This is a genomic window from Rhodoglobus aureus, from assembly GCF_039527955.1.
In the GTDB taxonomy this organism is placed as follows: Bacteria; Actinomycetota; Actinomycetes; order Actinomycetales; family Microbacteriaceae; genus Rhodoglobus; species Rhodoglobus aureus.
On record NZ_BAAAKW010000071.1, the window covers coordinates 25,971 to 44,684 of the forward strand.

At 61.2% G+C, this 18,714-nt stretch carries 17 protein-coding genes and 1 pseudogene; 9 read left to right on the forward strand and 9 right to left on the reverse strand.

All coding sequences use genetic code 11. The annotated features are described in order from the left end of the window. Position 1: 1 nt before the first annotated feature. Positions 2-1,054, reverse strand: a complete 1,053-nt coding sequence (gene moaA / locus ABD112_RS14285; RefSeq protein WP_343926842.1) for a GTP 3',8-cyclase MoaA — start codon at positions 1,052-1,054, stop codon at positions 2-4. Positions 1,055-1,158: 104 nt separating this feature from the next. On the opposite strand from moaA, the gene ABD112_RS14290 reads away from it, so the two are divergent. From ABD112_RS14290 to ABD112_RS14315, 6 genes are all read left to right on the forward strand, one after another. After that, positions 1,159-1,779 (forward strand): helix-turn-helix transcriptional regulator, encoded by a 621-nt coding sequence (locus ABD112_RS14290; protein WP_343926843.1) that lies wholly within the window; start codon positions 1,159-1,161, stop codon positions 1,777-1,779. A 119-nt stretch (positions 1,780-1,898) separates the two neighbouring features. After that, a complete protein-coding gene (locus ABD112_RS14295) occupies positions 1,899-5,651 on the forward strand; it encodes a nitrate reductase subunit alpha (protein WP_343926844.1) in 3,753 nt (1,250 codons plus the stop codon). Continuing rightward, positions 5,651-7,318, forward strand: coding sequence for a nitrate reductase subunit beta (gene narH, locus ABD112_RS14300; protein ID WP_343926845.1), 1,668 nt, complete (start codon positions 5,651-5,653; stop codon positions 7,316-7,318). The genes ABD112_RS14295 and narH overlap by 1 nt, the downstream gene beginning before the upstream one ends. Next, positions 7,315-8,043, forward strand: coding sequence for a nitrate reductase molybdenum cofactor assembly chaperone (gene narJ / locus ABD112_RS14305; RefSeq protein WP_343926846.1), 729 nt, complete (start codon positions 7,315-7,317; stop codon positions 8,041-8,043). The genes narH and narJ overlap by 4 nt, the downstream gene beginning before the upstream one ends. Beyond that, positions 8,040-8,816, forward strand: coding sequence for a respiratory nitrate reductase subunit gamma (gene narI, locus ABD112_RS14310; RefSeq protein ID WP_343926847.1), 777 nt, complete (start codon positions 8,040-8,042; stop codon positions 8,814-8,816). The genes narJ and narI overlap by 4 nt, the downstream gene beginning before the upstream one ends. Continuing rightward, complete coding sequence (locus ABD112_RS14315; RefSeq protein WP_343926848.1) at positions 8,813-9,952, forward strand: tellurite resistance/C4-dicarboxylate transporter family protein; 1,140 nt, start codon at positions 8,813-8,815, stop codon at positions 9,950-9,952. The genes narI and ABD112_RS14315 overlap by 4 nt, the downstream gene beginning before the upstream one ends. 4 nt (positions 9,953-9,956) lie before the next feature. On the opposite strand, the gene ABD112_RS14320 is transcribed toward ABD112_RS14315, so the two are convergent. From ABD112_RS14320 to ABD112_RS14340, 5 genes are read right to left on the reverse strand one after another with little or no spacing between them, the layout of a single operon-like run. Further along, complete coding sequence (locus tag ABD112_RS14320; protein ID WP_035897325.1) at positions 9,957-10,763, reverse strand: MOSC domain-containing protein; 807 nt, start codon at positions 10,761-10,763, stop codon at positions 9,957-9,959. A 23-nt stretch (positions 10,764-10,786) separates the two neighbouring features. Then, the gene (locus ABD112_RS14325) at positions 10,787-12,022 is read right to left on the reverse strand and encodes an ABC transporter ATP-binding protein (RefSeq protein WP_343926849.1); all 1,236 of its coding nucleotides are present in this window, start codon (positions 12,020-12,022) and stop codon (positions 10,787-10,789) included. A gap of 3 nt (positions 12,023-12,025) precedes the next feature. Continuing rightward, positions 12,026-12,892: an ABC transporter permease gene (locus ABD112_RS14330; protein WP_343926850.1), complete on the reverse strand. Its 867-nt coding sequence runs from the start codon at positions 12,890-12,892 to the stop codon at positions 12,026-12,028. After that, entirely contained in the window at positions 12,889-13,728 is an 840-nt protein-coding gene (gene modA, locus ABD112_RS14335) for a molybdate ABC transporter substrate-binding protein (RefSeq protein WP_343926851.1), read from the reverse strand. Before modA ends, ABD112_RS14330 begins: the two co-directional genes overlap by 4 nt. Next, positions 13,725-14,141 (reverse strand): TOBE domain-containing protein, encoded by a 417-nt coding sequence (locus tag ABD112_RS14340; RefSeq protein ID WP_343926852.1) that lies wholly within the window; start codon positions 14,139-14,141, stop codon positions 13,725-13,727. Before ABD112_RS14340 ends, modA begins: the two co-directional genes overlap by 4 nt. A gap of 95 nt (positions 14,142-14,236) precedes the next feature. On the opposite strand from ABD112_RS14340, the gene ABD112_RS14345 reads away from it, so the two are divergent. Further along, on the forward strand, positions 14,237-15,508 hold the full coding sequence (locus ABD112_RS14345) for a molybdopterin molybdotransferase MoeA (protein WP_343926853.1): 1,272 nt from the start codon (positions 14,237-14,239) through the stop codon (positions 15,506-15,508). Continuing rightward, complete coding sequence (gene moaC, locus ABD112_RS14350) at positions 15,505-15,984, forward strand: cyclic pyranopterin monophosphate synthase MoaC (RefSeq protein WP_343926854.1); 480 nt, start codon at positions 15,505-15,507, stop codon at positions 15,982-15,984. The genes ABD112_RS14345 and moaC overlap by 4 nt, the downstream gene beginning before the upstream one ends. 59 nt (positions 15,985-16,043) lie before the next feature. Here moaC and ABD112_RS14355 read toward each other — a convergent pair whose 3' ends face one another. Further along, a complete protein-coding gene (locus ABD112_RS14355) occupies positions 16,044-16,544 on the reverse strand; it encodes a MogA/MoaB family molybdenum cofactor biosynthesis protein (RefSeq protein WP_343926855.1) in 501 nt (166 codons plus the stop codon). Positions 16,545-16,814: 270 nt separating this feature from the next. Between ABD112_RS14355 and ABD112_RS14360 the strand changes: the two genes are divergently transcribed. After that, positions 16,815-17,858, forward strand: a complete 1,044-nt coding sequence (locus tag ABD112_RS14360) for a TerC family protein (protein WP_343926881.1) — start codon at positions 16,815-16,817, stop codon at positions 17,856-17,858. Here ABD112_RS14360 and ABD112_RS14365 read toward each other — a convergent pair. Together ABD112_RS14365 and ABD112_RS14370 are read right to left on the reverse strand one after the other, a co-directional pair. Next, complete coding sequence (locus ABD112_RS14365; protein ID WP_343926856.1) at positions 17,765-18,220, reverse strand: nuclear transport factor 2 family protein; 456 nt, start codon at positions 18,218-18,220, stop codon at positions 17,765-17,767. The genes ABD112_RS14360 and ABD112_RS14365 overlap by 94 nt on opposite strands. A gap of 128 nt (positions 18,221-18,348) precedes the next feature. Further along, positions 18,349-18,708 (reverse strand): annotated as a pseudogene (locus ABD112_RS14370) (integrase core domain-containing protein); the annotation flags it as partial. Positions 18,709-18,714: the final 6 nt, after the last annotated feature.

Below are 18,714 nucleotides of genomic sequence, written 5' to 3' on the forward strand. Positions count from 1 at the left end.
ATCAGCCGCCAATGTAGGACATCTCGATCTTCTTGGCACCGTCAGTGGAGCGCTTCGTGTGGAGTGATCGCAACTCGGAATAGCGGTCGGTGCGTTCTCGCCAGATCTGCGCCATCGCAAAGGACAATTCTTCGTCCGAACATCCCTCGCGCATGAGGGCACGGAGATCATGTCCGGTGCCTGCAAACAGGCACGTGTAGAGCTTGCCGTCGACCGAGATTCGCGCACGCGAACAGGAGTGGCAGAACGACTGGGTGACGCTGGAGATTACGCCGATTTCTCCACCGCCATCGCGGTATCGCCAGCGTTTCGACGTCTCGCCAGCGTAGTTGGGCTCGATTTCTTCGAGCGGAAGTTCGGCGTTGATGCGGGCGATCACGTCTGCTGACGGCACGACCTCACCAAGTTGCCAGCCGTTGGTTGTTCCGACATCCATGTATTCAATGAATCTCAGGATGATTGGGGTGCCTTTGAAGTGGCGAGCCATCGAGACAATGTCTTGATCGTTTTGACCCTTCTTGACAACCATGTTCACTTTGATCGGACCGAGCCCCACCTCGTGCGCGACATCGAGGCCATGCAGAATTTTCTGCACCGGGAACTTGATGTCATTCATCGCTTGGAAGGTCGCGTCGTCGAGCGAGTCGAGAGAGACCGTCACCCGCTTCAGCCCAGCATCTTTCAAGTCCTGCGCAAGGTGTGCGAGTGCGGAACCGTTCGTCGTGAGAGCGAGGTCGAGTGCCTCACCCGAGGGCGTTTTCAGCTTGGCGAGCATCGCGATGAGGTCGGGGAGTCCTTTGCGAAGGAGCGGTTCGCCGCCGGTCAGCCGGATCTTTTCGACGCCGTGCGCGGCCGCGATTCTGGCAAGCCGGGTGATCTCTTCGAAGCTCAGTAGCTCTTCGCGCGGCATGAAAGCGTAGTCTCGCCCGAAGATCTCTTTCGGCATGCAGTAGACGCAACGGAAGTTGCAGCGGTCGGTGACAGAGAAACGGATGTCGTGCATCGGCCTGCCGAGGGTGTCCACAATTGGACGCGCGACCGCAGAGGAACTCATGGCTTCAGACTAGCTCTCTACCAACCGTGTACGGGACCTGGTTTCGGATTCCTCGTGATCTGTGGGCTGTAGTAATCCGCAAAAAAATGACGTTGAATAGAGCCATGGCCCCTCGCCGCCCCTCGGACTATCGCACGCTAGCGTCGCTGAGCAGAATCAACCTGCTTCACGAGCTACTGCAGCACGGCCCCCAGACTGTGACAGAACTGGTCGAGGCAACCGGGCTGCATCACAACACGGCGCGAGAACACCTTCACCGTCTGATCGATGCCGGCTTTGTCGAATCCGAACCGGTGCCGACATCAACTAAGGGCCGACCAAAACTTCGCTACCGCACAACGCAAGGCCCCGAGAGCCCTGCCCGGCAATCTCGACTCCGAGCCGCCGAAATACGAACTGCGTTGATCCGGAAATTTCTTCCCGTCGAAGACATCACCGCGGAGCGTTCGCCCGCAGCGCGTCAACTCGATTCCCTCGATGATCACATGGAGCAGTGTGGATTCACTGCCGAGATCGCGGTTGACTACCTGCACATGACGATGCATGATTGCCCATTCTCCGAACTCGCGAGGAACAACCCTCAGGTGTGCGAAGTGCACTTGGTGCTCCTGACCAACGCCGTTGACGATGCGGATGGGCCGCTTCGTGTGCGCGAATTGCATCCGTTCTCTGGACCCCGCACCTGCACTGTCGACATGGAACATCCACCGGCGGTTGAGCACTAAGTTTCGCGCCCCGCATTTTTCACGGTGATTTGACCTTGCCAGAAGTGGCAGATGCCGACAGTCTTCAGTTCAGGGTGCATCCACAATCGCGATGTTCCCCAGCGGGATCTGGAGCTGCTATGAACAATCGCAACGACGCCACACCCTCCACGACCGGAACGGATGGCCTGCTCTCCGATTCACTGCTGAAGCTGGGCAAATTCCTACGCCCCGGCGAAGTCTCCGAAGATCTTCGATCAGTGTTCCTCAAGGGTGGCAGGGATGCCGACTCCTTCTACCGTGATCGCTGGACCCACGACAAAGAGGTCCGCTCCACTCACGGTGTGAACTGCACCGGCTCCTGCTCGTGGAAGGTGTACGTCAAAGACGGCATCATCACGTGGGAAACTCAGCAGACCGATTACCCTCTTGTCGGCCCAGATTCGCCCGAGTACGAACCACGAGGTTGCCCGCGAGGCGCATCCTTCAGTTGGTACACCTACTCTCCAACGCGCATTAAGTACCCTTACGTGCGTGGCGTTCTCCTTGAAGCATTCCGTGCGGCGAAGGCCAAAACCGGAGACCCGGTGCTGGCCTGGGCCGAGGTAACCGGCAACCCAGAAACCGCGCGAGCCTACAAGCAAGCGCGCGGCAAGGGTGGGCTGGTTCGAGCGAGCTGGGATGAAGCATCCGAAATCGTCGCTGCAGCCCACGTGCACACCATCAAGACGTACGGCCCCGACCGCGTTGCCGGTTTCTCGCCGATCCCCGCAATGTCGATCGTCTCCCACGGTGTTGGGTCTCGCTTCGTGACCATGCTCGGCGGAACAATGCTGTCGTTCTACGACTGGTACGCCGACCTGCCCGTGGCATCTCCGCAGGTCTTCGGTGACCAGACCGATGTGCCAGAATCCGCCGACTGGTGGAACGCCTCGTACCTCATGATGTGGGGCTCCAACGTTCCCGTAACCCGCACCCCCGATGCGCATTTCATGGTGGAGGCCCGCTACCGAGGCCAGAAAGTCATCGTCGTCTCCCCTGACTACGCCGACAACACCAAGTTCGCCGACGAGTGGCTCGCACCGCACCCCGGCACCGACGGCGCGCTCGCGATCGCCATGGGTCACGTCATCCTCAAAGAGTTCATCGTCGACCGCAAGACGCCCATGTTCGTCGATTACATGAAGAAGTTCAGCGACTCCAGCTACCTCATCGAGTTGACCAAGTCGGGCGATTCTTGGCTGCCCGGCAAATTCCTCATGGCGGATGCCCTGCCCGGCAAGGCCGCAGAAGTTCCCAATGCGGCGTTCAAGCCGGTACTCCTCGACCAGAAAGGCACACCGGTTGTGCCGAACGGCTCAATCGGTCACCGCTTCTCCGAGAAAGATGAAGGGCTCTGGAACCTCGACCTCGGAGACGTGGATCCGCTACTTTCCATCCTCGACGCCCCCGACTATGACCAAGCCTCGGCCGTCATCGATCTTCCTCGATTCGATCTTGCCCCCACCGAGGGCGACGAACACGCAGGTGCTGCGGGCACCATGCGCCGCGGTGTTCCCATCCGTACCGTCGCGGGTCGTACGGTAACCACCGTGTTCGACCTTTTGCTCGCTCAATACGGTGTCGAGCGAGAAGGACTCCCCGGCGAATGGCCCACCGGTTACGACGACGCCTCCACTCCCGGAACCCCCGCGTGGCAAGAGGAAATCACGTCTGTTCCTGCGCAGGCCGCCGAACGTATCGGCCGTGAATTCGCCCAAAACGCCGAGGATTCCGACGGCCGCTCAATGATTCTCATGGGGGCCGGAACCAACCACTGGTTCCACTCCGACACCATCTACCGCGCCTTCCTCGCGCTGACCACAATGACCGGCTGCCAAGGCAAAAATGGTGGCGGATGGGCACACTACGTTGGGCAAGAGAAAGTGCGCCCACTCACCGGCTGGGCACAATACGCGTTCGGACTCGACTGGGTGCGTCCACCCCGGCAAATGATCGGCACCGCCTACTGGTACCTCGCTACCGACCAGTGGCGTTATGACGGCCTCCCGGCCGACACCCTTTCTAGCGCGCAAGCGACCGGGCTTTTCGCGGGCCAGACCACCGCAGACTGCCTCGTGGAATCAGCGAAGCGCGGCTGGATGCCGAGCTACCCCACCTTCAACCGAAACTCGCTCGACATCGTCGATCAAGCCGAGGAGGCCGGAGTCGAGCCTGCACAGTATGTTGTCGATCAGCTCACAAGCGGTGAGATGCGGTACGCGTGCGAAGACCCAGATTCGCCCGAGAACTTCCCCCGCGTGCTCAATGTGTGGCGGGCCAACATCATCGGCTCTTCGGGCAAGGGCAATGAGTACTTCCTCAAGCACCTGCTCGGCACCACTTCCGCAATTCGTGGTGAGGAGTCCGGCCCAGAGCGGCGCCCCCACTCGATCGATTGGCACGAAAAAGCGCCCGAGGGCAAGCTCGACCTGATGGTGACAAGCGACTTCCGCAACACCTCAACAACCCTCTTCAGCGACGTGGTGCTGCCTCCGGCCACCTGGTACGAGAAGCACGACCTGTCAACGACAGACATGCATCCGTTCATCCACACTTTCAATCCGGCGATCAGTCCGCCCTGGCAGACGAAGACCGACTTTGACATCTTCCACCTGCTCGCTCAAAAGATTTCAGAACTCTCCGTCGGTCACCTCGGGGTGCGCAAGGATCTCGTCGCCTCGCCACTGCTGCATGACACGCCGGATGCCATGTCGACCCCGCACGGTGTCGTGCTCGACAACCCCAAACTCATCCCCGGTGTGACAATGCCGAAACTCGCCGTCGTCGAACGCGACTACCCCGCCTTCGGGGCACGGATGGCAGCACTCGGACCGCTGACCGCAAAGATGGGAATGGTCACCAAGGGTGTGAAATTTGATCCCACCCCCGAAATCGACGATCTGGGCGTGCGCAACGGTCTGGTAGAAAACGGCCCGGCCAAGGGCCGACCAAAAATCGACACCGATGTGCGGGCAGCTGAAATGGTGCTCACTCTTTCGGGCACCACCAATGGGCGGCTGGGCACTCAAGGCTTCCGCCAGCTGGAGAAGCACACCGGCCAGAAGCTTGCTCATCTGGCCAGCAAGAACGAGGGCACCCGATTCACTTTCAAGGATGTCGCGGGCAGCCCGGTGCCGGTGCTCACTTCCCCCGAATGGTCGGGCAGTGAACACGGCGGGCGTCGTTACAGCGCCTTCGTCATCAACGTGGAACACCTCAAGCCCTGGCACACCCTCACCGGCCGGCAACACTTCTATCTCGACCATGACTGGATGCTTGAACTCGGCGAAGCGCTCCCCGTGTTCCGACCGCCGCTCGATATGCACCGGCTCTTCAATGACTCCATCGTCGGGTCAACCGCGCCGACCGGAGCACCCGGATCGGAGGGTCGCGCGGAGGTCGCAGTGCGCTACCTCACCCCCCACTCGAAGTGGTCGATCCACTCCGAGTATCAAGACAACCTCATGATGCTCACCCTTTCGAGAGGTGGCCCCACCATCTGGATGTCGCCGAAGGATGCCGACAAGATCGGCGTGCGCGATAACGAATGGATTGAGTCGTACAACCGCAACGGTGTTGTGGTGGCGCGGGCGATCGTCTCGCACCGGATGCCCGAGGGCACCGTGTTTATGTATCACGCCAAGGACCGCACCATCAACGTGCCGGTCGCCGAAACCTCCGGCCAGCGTGGTGGCACCAACAACTCGCTTACGCGAATACTCCTCAAGCCGACCCACCTCATTGGTGGCTACGCCCAACTGTCGTTTGCATTCAACTATCTCGGACCAACCGGGAACCAGCGCGATGAGGTCACCGTGATCCGTCGCCGCAGCCAAGAGGTGGAGTACTGATGCGCGTTATGGCCCAGATGTCGATGGTAATGAACCTCGATAAGTGCATCGGATGTCACACCTGCTCAGTGACGTGCAAGCAGGTGTGGACAAACCGCGACGGTATGGAATACGTGTGGTTCAACAACGTGGAGACGCGGCCCGGCATCGGCTACCCGCGCCAGTATGAAGATCAGGAGAAGTGGAACGGTGGCTGGGTTCGCAACAAGCGCGGCCGCCTGAAGCTGAAGGCCGGTGGTCGACTCAAAAGCCTCGCGAACATTTTTTCCAACAACAACCTGCCGACGATCGACGACTACTACGAGCCGTGGACGTACGACTACGACATGCTCACGAATGCGCCGCAGACAAAGAATGGCCCCGTCGCGCGCCCCAAGTCGCTGCTCACGGGCAAGAACATGGACATCAAGTGGTCTGGCAACTGGGACGACAACCTCGGCGGCTCGCAAGAAACGGCGCAGGATGACCCCATCCTCGCGCACATGAGCGAGCACGTAAAAATGGAGTTCGAGAGCACGTTCATGTTCTACCTGCCACGCATCTGTGAGCACTGCCTGAACCCGTCATGCGTCTCAGCTTGCCCTTCCGGAGCAATGTATAAGCGCGAAGAAGACGGCATCGTGCTCGTCGACCAAGACGACTGCCGCGGTTGGCGCATGTGTGTTTCTGCGTGCCCTTACAAGAAGGTGTACTTCAACCACAAGACAAACAAGGCCGAAAAGTGCACGCTGTGCTACCCGCTCATTGAGCAGGGTAAACCCACCATCTGCTCCGAAACCTGTGTCGGCCGGCTTCGCTACCTGGGGCTCATGCTCTACGACGCTGACCGCGTGCTGGAGGCGGCATCCATCGAAGACGAGCATGCACTGTTGGATGCTCAACGCTCCGTCATGCTGGACCCCTTCGACCCCGCTGTGATCGCGCAGGCGAAGATCGATGGCATTGCCGACGACTGGATCGACGCCGCTCAAAAAAGCCCCATCTACAAGCTCATCAGCGAGTACAAGGTGGCCTTGCCGTTGCACCCCGAGTACCGCACGATGCCGATGGTCTGGTACATCCCACCGCTGTCGCCCGTTGTTGATGTCGTCTCCAATAGCGGAAACGATGGCGAAGATGTTCGAAACCTGTTTGCTGCAATCGACAAACTTCGGATTCCCGTCGAGTACCTGGCGGGACTGTTTACCGCGGGCGATGTGGTGCCGGTCGAGTATTCACTCAAAAAACTCGCCGCGATGCGTTCCTATATGCGCGACATCAACCTCGGCAAAGAAGCGAACGAAAATATCGCCCATGCGGTTGGTATGTCGGGTGCCGACATGGAGGCGATGTACCGCCTGCTGGCGATCGCGAAATACGAAGACCGGTACGTCATCCCGCAAGCACACGTCGAGTCAGCGCGAGATCTCGATGACTTCGCGTGCTCTCTCGATACCGATGGCGGCCCGGGTATGGGTGGGCCAGGGTCCACCGCTGACCTTGCCGCAACGGCACGCATCCCCGGTACGCCGATTGATTCGACAGTCGAGAACTTCAACACACTCAAGAACCTCACCGACCCTAGTGAGCCATCGACCGCGGGCCGAATGAACCTCCTGAATTGGAACGGCAAAGGCGTCTCCAACGGGATGTTCCCCCCACCGGCCGAGACGGGGAACCCAGCATGACCGCCGTAACGACGGGCCGACGCATCCCCGGGTTGCGCCGCAAGAAGCCGCCAACGTCGCTAGAAAACTCCACCCTCACCGAGGGCCAACGCAGGACCGTGCACATGGCGGCGTCAATCCTGCTTGATTACCCGCAGCCAGAGCGCCGCGCACAATTCGATCTGGTTGCCGCAGCGGTTGCCTCCCTCCCCGCCAAAATTGCGGATGAGTTTGGCGCGTTTCTGACAAAAGTGTCCACCCTGAGTCAGCAGCAGCTGGAAGCGCACTTCACGTCGACCTTCGATCAGAAACGCAAGTGCTGCCCCTACCTCACCTACTACTCCACCGGCGATACTCGCCGTCGCGGGATGGCGCTGGTGGGGTTTATTGAGGCGTATCGCGCTGCCGGATGGGAGGTAGAGGAGGGTGAGCTTCCGGACTATCTGCCCATGGTGCTGGAATTCTCTGCCCGCAGCGACTCCCCCATTGCCGGCCAACTTCTCGCGTCATACCGTGAAGGGATTGAGGTTTTGCGCACCGCGCTGGAGTCATTCGACAGCCCGTACTCGCATGTGGTTGCGGCAGTGTGTCGCTCGTTCCCCACGATCGACGATGAAACTCGCGAGCGCTATTTGCGTCTCGTGAACGAGGGCCCACCAACCGAAATGGTCGGAGTAAGTACATTCCTCGGTGCACTTGAGCCGTACACCCCTGCGGGTGCCAGCAGCGAAGGAGTGAGGGTATGACTGCCGTGGATGTGTTGGTCTGGGTGGCGTTTCCCTACATTGCAGGAGCGAGTTTCGTCGTTGGACATATCCTGCGCTACCGTTACGACAAATTTGGTTGGACTTCGCGGTCGAGCCAAACCTACGAAAGTAGGTGGCTGCGCTGGGGTTCGCCGATGTTTCACTACGGCATTCTCGGCGTTCTCGCGGGTCACGTCGTCGGGCTCCTGATCCCTCGGGAGTGGCTGTATTTCATTGGGATAGACGAGCACACCTATCACCTCGGCGCTACCTGGGTGGGGACTGCCGTCGCCCTCATCACGATCGCCGGAATCGTGATCCTACTAATCCGCCGCAGACTGGTGCAACGGGTTGCACGTGTCACGACACGCATGGATATTGTCATGTTTCTCTTCTTGGGTGCCTCGCTGTTGCTCGGAACAATTGCGGTGATCCAGTTCCAAGTGTTGGGAGCGGGCTACGAGTATCGCGGAACCATCTCACCGTGGGTTCGCAGTCTCATCCTGTTGCAGCCTGATGCCTCGCTCATGGTGGGCGTTCCGCTCATCTTCCAACTGCACATCTTGGTATCTACTGGGCTTTTCCTGATCTGGCCGTATACGCGACTCGTGCATGCGCTATCAGTACCGGTGGGCTACCTGTTTCGCCCGTACGTTGTGTACCGCTCGCGCGATCAGCACCGCGGGGCACGCACCGGTAGACGCGGGTGGGCCGCGAGCACAGCGGTGACCTCGCGATCGTCGCGCAACAAAAGTGAGACGATTGAGAGGTGACAGGCGAACCGCTTCCCGGTGTTCCTTCGCTAGGCGCGTCAGTGTCGCCTCTCGACTATGAGCCCATCCCGACCGGCAAAATTGGTGCGTGGCTGGCAACCCTCGATCCGGGATATTTTGCCCTCGTCATGGCAACCGGAATTGTCTCGATCGGCTGCCGGCTGCTCGGGCACAGTCTGATAGCCGAAATCCTTCTCTACGCCACCGTCGCTGGCTGGCTTATTTTGTCTGCTGCCTACGTCACACGGATCGTCCGTTTTCCGCGCCACTTTTTAGCCTCACTCCGAGCACCGAGCAGCGCGGTGGCCTACTTCACCGTGGTGGCCGGAACCAATGTGCTCGCCACAGCGCTCCTGGCCCACAAAACGTGGCTTCTCTCCGCCGTGCTCGGCATTATTGCCTTTGTTCTGTGGCTCGTGCTCACCTATGGACTGTTCAGTTCCGTGGTTCTCGCCGGCAATCGTCCGGCGCTGCGAGAAATCACCGGGGTGTGGCTTGTGTGGGTGGTGGGCACGCAGTCCATCGCCGTATTGGCTACCGCCTTGGCTCCACAACTTCCGTGGCTCGACGGTGGGGACATGCTTGCGTCGGCGGCGGTGCTGTTTTGGGGGGTCGGGGTGGTGCTCTACCTGATCCTGGTCGTCATCATTTTTCTCCGCCTATTTCTTATCGAAACTACCGCCGCTGAGTTGGGCCCCGCCTACTGGATTCTGATGGGGGCTACCGCGATTAGTGTGCGGGCCGCAGCCGGCATCCTCGATCTCGACACCAGCAATCCCAACCCACTCCTAACGCAGGTGCATCCGTTTGTCGCAGGCTTTGCCGTGGTGTTGTGGGCATTCGGCAGCTGGTTCATTCCCATGCTCGTCATCTTTGGGCTGTGGCGCTACTTCGTGCGCCACTACTCGTGGCGGTACGAGGCCAAGCTGTGGAGCGTCGTGTTCCCCCTCGGCATGTATGCGGTTGCGTCGGTAACCCTCGGCCGCGCCATCGGGTTCGACTTCTTTCAGCAACTGGCGGCCGTCTGGGTGTGGATTGGTGTCGCCGCGTGGGCCGTCGTGACGCTGCTCATGATCGCAGCCTTCACCCGAGCCGTGGCCGCACGCCCGCTCGAGGCGAACCACAAAGCTGAATAAAGCCCTACTTAGCGCCGAGCGCCTCCACCTGATCTCCCACGTGAATTCGACCCGGACCAAGCGGGGTGAGACGGATGCCGAACCACGTTTTGTTGTCCCGCCTGCGATGCACCGCCAAAGTTCGAATCGGCTCCTTGCCGCGCACCAGGGTGGAGGGCTCAATCGTGGTCATCACACAGCGGTCGCAGATCATCGTGACCCGAAAGCACACAGTGCCAATCGTGACGCCCGACCAGCTCTCTTCGACAAAAGGTTCAGCGCCATCAATGACGACATTGGGGCGAAACCGTACGACATCCAACGCTTCCGTCTGCTGCTCTGTCCAGTCATCGAGTTGGCGCAGTGACGACACCGCGACCAGAAGTAACGGTGCCGCATCTGCGAGGGAGACAACATCGCCCGCCTCCCCACCATCCTCGCTGGCAATGGATCGCACCGTGGGATCGGGCTGCCACACCAGTCGCACCGCCAGCCCCAGGCGTTCGCTCAGCCAGCGACTGACATCATCACGCGCGGCAACCGCCGTGCCCTGGCCACCGTGATTCACCGCGATTGTCTCTCCGCCCTCGCGCATGTCGACTGTGATCACTCCCTCGTCGCGGTCGGAGACCTGCAGCACCGTCTCCCCAAGGGTGCGAGCGGTGAGACCCAGCAGCTGATTGTGCTCGCGGGCCGTAATTTTGTCGCCCGCGCTGTCGACGAGCCCCCAGCGGCGATCGTGCTCCAACCCCCACGGATTCACCTGCGCGGCGTCGACATCGCTGCCGGCAAAAGATTTCACTGGGTACACTCTGAGCCGTGTCACGCGCATGCGCGAACTCTACCAAACACGCCTCACGGCAGATCCTTGCCGGGCCCTTTCGGCACTGCCGGCACTTTCGGCACTTCCGGCACTTTCGGCACTTCCGGGACTGCAGGGCGGCGGGGATAGACCGTGACAGCGGCGGGATCGATGGATGCCGTGACGGCATCACCTGCAGACAGTCGCTGAGCCAGAAGTTCTGTGGGTGGAGCCTCTGCAGCGACCGTGTCATCGCAGAAAGTCAGCCGGATCCCGTTGGCTCCGGGCTCAAGCAGTTCGAGCGTTGCGCGCCACGAATTGGGCATCGCAGGCGCGGGCATGCTGGCCTCCCGGCTCACCGTTACTGCAGACGGCGGGAACACGACAGAAACCTCTGTGCCGACCGGGGGGAGTTGGTTTTCGGACGAAAATCGGCGGCCGTCTGGTGTGCGCACCAGTTCTGGCGTTTCAACGATTCCCTCGATCAGGTTGAGGCCGACGAGGGTGGCGGCGAACAGGTTTGCCGGTTGGCCCAGTACCCGGGCGACAACACCGATGTCGATGATTCGACCCCGATCAAGAATTGCAACACGGTCTGCGAGCACGAGTGCGTCGACAACGTTGTGCGTGACGACGATGGTGGCGGGCGCAACTGAGCTACGACCGGTGCCGCGCCCCGCAGCGGTGGCGTGGCGGGCCGCATGGCGGTCGGCGAGGCGCTCGCGTAACAGCGTGCGCACCAGCGACGCGTTCTGCACATCTAACGCTGCCATTGGCTCGTCGAACAGCAGCACGTCGGGTTCGGTGGCCAGCACTCGGGCGATAGCGATGCGCTGTTGTTGCCCTCCGGAAAGTTCTGCCGGCCGGCGATCCGCAAACGACGCCAGCCCGACATCCTCAATCCACTGCCGGGCACGTGCCCGCGCCAACGACGCCGTTATCCCCTGCGAGCGCAGCCCAAAAGCGACATTCTCGAGCGCACTGAGATGGGGAAACAGCAGCGGATCTTGGCCGAGCAACCCGATCCGACGCCGGTGAGCGGGCACCTGACTATTGCGCCCCAATGCGTCCGATGCGTCTGATGCGTCCGCTACCTGCGTCAGCACCTTCCCGCCGACCACGATCGTGCCGCGATCCGGAGTCAGCAGACCGGCTATTGCCGCCAACATGGTTGATTTACCCGAGCCGTTGGGGCCCAGCAGTGCGAGGGTCTCTCCGGGCGCGACCGAGACACTCACATCGAGGGTGAAGGGGCCACGGTGCACCAGAAGGTCGACATCCACCATCATCGATCAGAGCTCCGGGGTTGTGCGCCAACTGCGCAGGAGAAACAGGATGACGATGGAGACAACGATGAGCAGAAGCGAGAGTGCGATGGCGGAATCTTGACTCACGCCCGCACCATTAAACGCCGTGTAGATCGCCAGCGGCATGGTGCGGGTGATACCGGCGGCGTTGCCCGCGAACAGTGCGGTGGCCCCGAATTCTCCGAGCGCCCGCGCGAAGCACAGCACCGTTCCGGCGAGAAGACCGGGCATGATCAGCGGGAGCGTGACTCGCCGAAAGACCATCCAGCGCCCAGCGCCCAGCGTTGCGGCCACCGTCTCGAAACGTGTGCCAGCGGTGCGCAGCGCCCCTTCAACGGAAATGACCAAGAACGGCAGCGCCACAAAGGATTGCGCAATCACCACGGCGGCGGTCGTAAACGGGATGCGGATGCCGAACGCTAGCTCTAGGCCACTGCCCACAAGACCGTTGCGCCCCAGAAGGTAGAGCAGCGCGATACCGCCGACCAGTGGGGGCATGACCAACGGAAGTGTCGTCAACGCCCGGAGGAGCCCCGCTACACGACTGCCGGATCGGGCAATCAGGAGGGCGAGGGGCACACCGACAATGATGCACAGCACCGTCGACGAGAGCGCCGTCTGCAGGGAAAGGCCGAGAGCAGACTGTGCCTCAACCGACATGATGGCGGCCGGCACCCGCGGCCAGTCCGCCCGCAGAAACAGCCCCACAATGGGGAGGATCAGCAGCGCAAGACCGACCACCGCCGGGATGTAGAGAAGCCGCGGGATTGCCGCTCCGGTTCTGATCGGAGAGCGCTTGATCGCGGCTACAGTTTCGGTCGAGGTCACGGTCACGGTTTCGGTCACGGTCATGGTCTCGAGAAGCCGTAGGTGGCGAGAATGGCTTGGCCCTCATCCGAGAGCACAAAGCTCACGAATGCTTCGGCAATGTCCGGCTGTTGCGAGGCAGCCATCGTTGCGATTGGGTAGCTGTTGCGGGCCCTCTCGGCGCCAAGGATGGGGACTCCGTCAACTGCTCCCGCCGAGTCGAGAACGTCGGTGACATACACGAGCCCGGCATCCACTTCACCGGCCTTCACCTTGGTGAGCACCGCCTTCACGTTCTGTTCCTCGGTCACCGGCGTCACCGCTACCCCCTGAGCGTCGAGGATCGTGTGGGATGCCGCACCGCACGGCACTTCGGGTGCGCAGAGTGCGAGCTGCAGCCCCGGCCGCGTGAGGTCGGCCAGCCCCGTGATCTCGAGGGGATTCCCGGGCTGGACCGCAAGCTGCAGAAGGTTGCTGGCAAACGGCGTCGGTGTGCCGGCGAGCTCCTCGGCAACCTTTTCCATGGTGGCTTCGTCTGCCGAAGCGAATACGTCGACCGGCGCACCCTCGACGATTTGGGTCGCGAGAGTGGATGATCCGTCGAACGAAATGGGAGCCACGGTCACACCGGGGTTCGCCGCCGTAAAGGCATCGGCCAATTCCGTGAACGACGCCGACAGTGAGGCCGCCGCAAAGATGGTGATCTCGCCCTGAAGTTGCTGAGACGAGGAATCGGATGCCGGTGGCGAGTCGACCGGGGCGCAGCCCGCAAGGCCGATCGTCGCGGCCAGGGAGAGCGACGCGACGGCGGGAGCTATCGCGATGCGGCGGTCGCGGAGGCGGCGACGGCGGCCGCAACGACGCTTCACGAGTGGGCTCACTGCGTGCGCTCTTTGGGCGACTCAACAATGACCATGGTTGCTTTGACGACAGCGGCTGCAAGCGACCCAACTTCGAGGCCCAAATCGCGCACGGCTTCTGTCGACATCAGCGAAACAATCCGGTGCGGGCCGCACTGCAACTCAACCTGCGACATCACGGTGTCACTCACGATGCTGGTGACCAGCCCCACCATCCGGTTGCGCGCGCTACTCACCGAGTCAGAACGGCCCTGATGCTGCTGGGCCTGCTGCGCCCGCTCTTGAGCACGCTGAGCGAGGTCTGCACCACGCACCACCTGACGCCCGGCATCATCCAGCGACACCGCCAGCGCGTCGGCCGCAATCCATCGCCGAATCGTGTCGTCACTGACCCCAAGAAGTTGGGCGGCTTCGCTAATCCGATACTGCGTCATATTTCGGATTCTACCACCGTAAGAACGGTAATTCTCCCGTCATATTGCCGATTTTGAGCCTCCGCAGCCTATTCTCGATTGGCTAGGGTGAGAACATGAGCCCCGACGCCCCCACATTCCCCCCGTCGCTGAGCGTCACTGAACATCTCGACCGCATTCTCGGCAGCGTCACTCGGTTACCCGCCGTCACCATCCCCATCGCTCAGGCACTGACCCTTACGCTCGCCCAGGACGTGCACGCGGCCGTCACTGTGCCAAGCTTCGACAATTCCGCCATGGATGGGTACGCGCTGCGGAGAGTGGATGCCGCGTCCGCAACTGCGGAGACCCCCGTCGCGTTCCGGGTTGTGGCAGACCTGCCGGCGGGCTCAGCCGAGAACCCGCGGCTCGGCGCCGGTGAGGTCGCCCGAATCATGACGGGAGCCACCGTGCCGGATGACGCGGATTGCATCGTGCCGATCGAGGACACCGATCAGGGTACCCAAACCGTGCTTGTTTCGCGTGCTCCTCAGGCTGCCGCACACATCCGCCGGGAGGGCGCAGACGTGCGAACCGGCGACACCGTGCTGACGGCAGGGCGTGTGCTGGGCCCCCGCGATCTCGCTGCCGCTGCCGCGGTCGGAGTCAGCCACCTGTCGGTCTATCCCGCACCCCGCGTTGGGGTACTGTCGACGGGCTCCGAGCTGCGCGAGCCCGGCGCACCGCTCGAACGCGGCCAGATCCATGACTCAAACTCGCTGCTACTCGCGGCAATGATCGCCGAGGGTGGTGGCATCCCGATTCAGCTGGGTGCCGTGCCGGACGACAACAATGCCTTCGAAGAAATTCTGCGAACACACGCCGACCAGGTTGATGCTTTTGTCACCTCGGGAGGGGTGAGCGTTGGCGCCTACGACATTGTGAAGGCTGTTCTTGCGCCCCTGGGTGTGTGGTTTGGTCCGGTTCGGATGCAGCCCGGCAAGCCGCAGGGTTTCGGCGTGTTCCCCCTCGCGAGTGAGCCGACGACAAGGGCGACCGGCCCCGCCATTTTCACTCTGCCCGGAAACCCGGTGAGCGTCTTTGTGTCCTTCGAGGCATTCGTGCGCCCGGCGTTGCTCACGATGGCGGGGCGGTCGCAGATTTTCCGCGATACACAACGTGTCACCACCAGCGTGGGTTGGCGAAGCCCCGCGGGGCGCGCCCAATATATGCCGGCGATAGTCGCCTGGGATGACGCCGGCACGGCATCCGTTCGTCCAGCGACCGCTGGTGGTTCGGGTTCGTACCTCGTGGCGAGTCTCGCGAAAGCAAATGCTCTGGCGCTGGTGCCGGAAGATGTCACCGAAGTGTTCGCGGGCGACGTGCTGACTGTCACACTGGTCTCATGAGCGATCAACCTTTCACCCACCTTGATTCTGCCGGCCAGGCTCGCATGGTCGATGTCACCGCTAAGACTCCCACCGTGCGCGAGGCGACGGCTGCCGGTTTTGTGCGCTGCTCCCCCGTGATCATTGACGCCCTTCGCTCGGGCAGTGCCCCGAAGGGCGATGTTCTTGCTGTTGCCCGGATCGCCGGAATTCAGGCAGCCAAGCGCACCGCCGAGCTGCTACCCCTCGCGCACATCATTGGAGTGCACGGTGCGACGGTCGATCTTGAGGTCACGGATGACGGAGTCGGGGTGGTTGCCATCGTGCGCACCGCAGATCGAACCGGCGTCGAAATGGAAGCCATGACGGCGGTGGCCGTTGCCGCCCTCGCGATTGTCGACATGGTCAAGGGAATAGATAAGTCGGTGCAGATAGAGAATGTGCGCCTGCTCGCGAAGTCGGGCGGACGTTCGGGCGACTGGCATCGCCCCGAATAACGCTCGCACCGTCAGTGGCGTCGCTGGCGTGACGACGTCTAGTGGTCACCGCGGTCCTTCTAGTGGTCGCCGCCATCGAGTTGGTCGACAATATGCGGGATCAGGGGCAACAGCACCGCTAAGCCTTCCTCCACCGCTTTCACTGAACCGGGGAGATTGACAACAAGAGTGCTGTCGCTGATGCCCGCGAGGCCTCGGCTCAGAACCGCCGTTCTCGTCTTGCGGGCTCCTTCACGGCGAAGCGCTTCGGCGATTCCAGGAAGTTCGCGGGTGAGCAGCGGGCGGGTTCCCTCGGGGGTGAGATCTCGCGGCGCAATCCCTGTGCCGCCACTGGTGATCACCACACGCGCTCCGGAGTCGATGGCGGCACGAATGGCACCGGTGACAGAGTCGATGCCATCCGGAATCACCGTCAGCGTCGCGCTATAGCCCTGCTCGTTGAGCAACTCCACGGCGCGCGGCCCCGACAGGTCGGCGCGCTCTCCGCGTGAACTCCGATCCGAGACGGTGATCACTGCCACAGAGGTTGAATCACCCAGCGTGCTCCGATTGTGAACCATAGTCTCCACCGTAAGGCAGTTAATGAAAGATGGCGCCAATCGCAGTGGCGTCTTGGTGGGCAGTCGAACCGTGTTAACTGCGAGTAAACCCCCACTGCAGCGCAAGCCATTGCGCAAACACCGGAAATGTGTTTCAGTAATTCTCGGAGGGGAGTAGTCCCCGCGAGGCTCATCGTCATTACGGTCGTGCAATCACGGCTCGGTGCAGCCAGGGCTCGATTTGAGCTCGACAAGACCTCCAGAATGAACACTATTCTGGAGGCACTAAAAATGAACGTTCCGCTCTGGGCCTGGCTCACCGTTATCGGTGTGATTCTGGTGATGCTCGCGATTGATTTGATTGCGCACCGCACCGCACACGTGATTGGGGTGCGCGAAGCCGCATCGTGGTCCGTCTTCTGGGTTGCCTCCGGCGTGACCTTTGGTGGAATAGTCTGGTGGCTGTTCGGGGCGGAGTTCGGTCAGCAGTACTTCGCCGGCTTTGTTATCGAGAAGTCACTCGCGGTCGATAACGTGTTCGTCTGGGCGATCATTTTCAGCGCGTTTGCGGTACCGCCACAATTCCAGCACCGAGTGCTATTTCTCGGCGTTCTGGGTGCGCTCGTGTTCCGCGGAATCTTTATCGCGGCCGGCGCAGCCCTGATCAGCAGTTTCGGTTGGGTGCTGTACGTGTTTGGTGCATTCCTGGTGTTCACGGGAATCCAGATGCTTCGTAAGCGCAACGAACATTACAACCCAGAAAAGTCGCGGGTTCTGAAACTGTTCAGGAGTCGCGTGCCCATGACTGATGCGTTCTATGGACAGAAACTTGTGATCCGCAAAGCGGGCGTCTTGCTTGCTACCCCACTCTTGACAGTTCTGGTGCTGGTCGAAGTGACCGACATCGTCTTTGCGGTCGACTCGATACCGGCAATCTTTGCCGTCACCAGCGAACCTTTCCTGGTGTTCACCGCAAACGCGTTTGCCATCCTCGGCCTGCGAGCAATGTACTTTCTTCTGGCAGACCTCATGCACCGCTTCATCTACCTGAAGGTTGGGCTCGCCATCTTGCTCGTGTGGGTCGGAGTCAAGATGCTGCTCCTTGAGGTGTTCTACATTCCCACCACGGTATCGCTCGGCGTCATCTTCGTTATCCTCGCTACCTCAATTGGCGCGAGCCTTTGGGTAACCCGCGATCGGCCCGGTCTCGCATCCGCGTCAGGCAGCTCATCAGGTAGCGCTCAGGTCGCTGCGGGGATGATCTGGTGCACGAAGCGCGCCTCCGTGATGATGCGCCGTCTCGCGAAGACCCAGCGGCCGTCCTCGCGCACGTAGTCGTCGTCGTAGCGAATGAGGAAGTTGTGGCTCAGGTCGAACGGGAGCCTGTCGTTCTGATGAAAGTCTTCGTAGATGTGGTGGGCGACGCAATACACCTCGCCCGTGGCCTTGTCGCCATCGAGGAAGACCTGCTGAGTTGTGACGGAGTGCAAGGTTTTTTTGTAGCGCTTCAGCTGGTCTTCCGGAATCCGCACAACATCTTCCAGCTCTCGCGGCGCCGAAGTTCCGCTCTCGAAGACGATCTCCTGGGAGAACAATGCCCGCCACACCTCGACATCGTTCTTGTCGAGCGCCATCGCGTACCGGTGCGACAAATCTCGAATCGCTAGTTCGTCCATAAGGTCATCGATCGAATTCACGGCACCACTCTCTCTTTCGATTCGAAACTGCTCTTTCTGAAGCGTCGACAGCACATTACCAGCAGTCTGTTTCAGGCATGGGCAAACACCGATGCCGGGAGTGAGAAAACCCCCTAACTTCCCTTTATTTACTGGGAAGGCGGGCGTTGTCGAGCTGCCTGGAGTCGTTCGGTGTCAGTTTCGGTATCCGGCTTGGGAAGGTTGATGCCGACGATGCCTGCTGGTGCCGGGGTGGATGGGCGGTTGCGGAACCGTTCGGGATGCTTGTCGTAGTAGGTCTGCTGGGTCTGCTCACGTCGCACCCAGAGTTCGTGCCAGGTGCCGTCGTGGACCTCGTTGGGTGAGAACAGGGCGATGCCGGAGTGCTTATGGTTAGCGTTGTACCAGGACACATACCAGCCCATGAACGCGCGAGCCTGCTCGATGTCGGGGAAGGTGCCGGGGTAGTTCGGTCGATATTTCATCGTGCGGAACTCCGACTCCGAGAACGGATT

Excerpts from the sequence above, each read along its gene's own strand:
- moaA (WP_343926842.1), bottom strand. The coding sequence starts at position 1,054 with ATGAGTTCCTCTGCGGTCGCGCGTCCAATTGTGGACACCCTCGGCAGG.
- ABD112_RS14290 (WP_343926843.1), top strand. The coding sequence starts at position 1,159 with ATGGCCCCTCGCCGCCCCTCGGACTATCGCACGCTAGCGTCGCTGAGC.
- ABD112_RS14295 (WP_343926844.1), top strand. The coding sequence starts at position 1,899 with ATGAACAATCGCAACGACGCCACACCCTCCACGACCGGAACGGATGGC.
- narH (WP_343926845.1), top strand. The coding sequence starts at position 5,651 with ATGCGCGTTATGGCCCAGATGTCGATGGTAATGAACCTCGATAAGTGC.
- narJ (WP_343926846.1), top strand. The coding sequence starts at position 7,315 with ATGACCGCCGTAACGACGGGCCGACGCATCCCCGGGTTGCGCCGCAAG.
- narI (WP_343926847.1), top strand. The coding sequence starts at position 8,040 with ATGACTGCCGTGGATGTGTTGGTCTGGGTGGCGTTTCCCTACATTGCA.
- ABD112_RS14320 (WP_035897325.1), bottom strand. The coding sequence starts at position 10,763 with ATGCGCGTGACACGGCTCAGAGTGTACCCAGTGAAATCTTTTGCCGGC.
- ABD112_RS14325 (WP_343926849.1), bottom strand. The coding sequence starts at position 12,022 with ATGATGGTGGATGTCGACCTTCTGGTGCACCGTGGCCCCTTCACCCTC.
- ABD112_RS14330 (WP_343926850.1), bottom strand. The coding sequence starts at position 12,892 with ATGACCGTGACCGAAACCGTGACCGTGACCTCGACCGAAACTGTAGCC.
- ABD112_RS14340 (WP_343926852.1), bottom strand. The coding sequence starts at position 14,141 with ATGACGCAGTATCGGATTAGCGAAGCCGCCCAACTTCTTGGGGTCAGT.
- ABD112_RS14345 (WP_343926853.1), top strand. The coding sequence starts at position 14,237 with ATGAGCCCCGACGCCCCCACATTCCCCCCGTCGCTGAGCGTCACTGAA.
- moaC (WP_343926854.1), top strand. The coding sequence starts at position 15,505 with ATGAGCGATCAACCTTTCACCCACCTTGATTCTGCCGGCCAGGCTCGC.
- ABD112_RS14355 (WP_343926855.1), bottom strand. The coding sequence starts at position 16,544 with ATGGTTCACAATCGGAGCACGCTGGGTGATTCAACCTCTGTGGCAGTG.
- ABD112_RS14360 (WP_343926881.1), top strand. The coding sequence starts at position 16,815 with ATGAACGTTCCGCTCTGGGCCTGGCTCACCGTTATCGGTGTGATTCTG.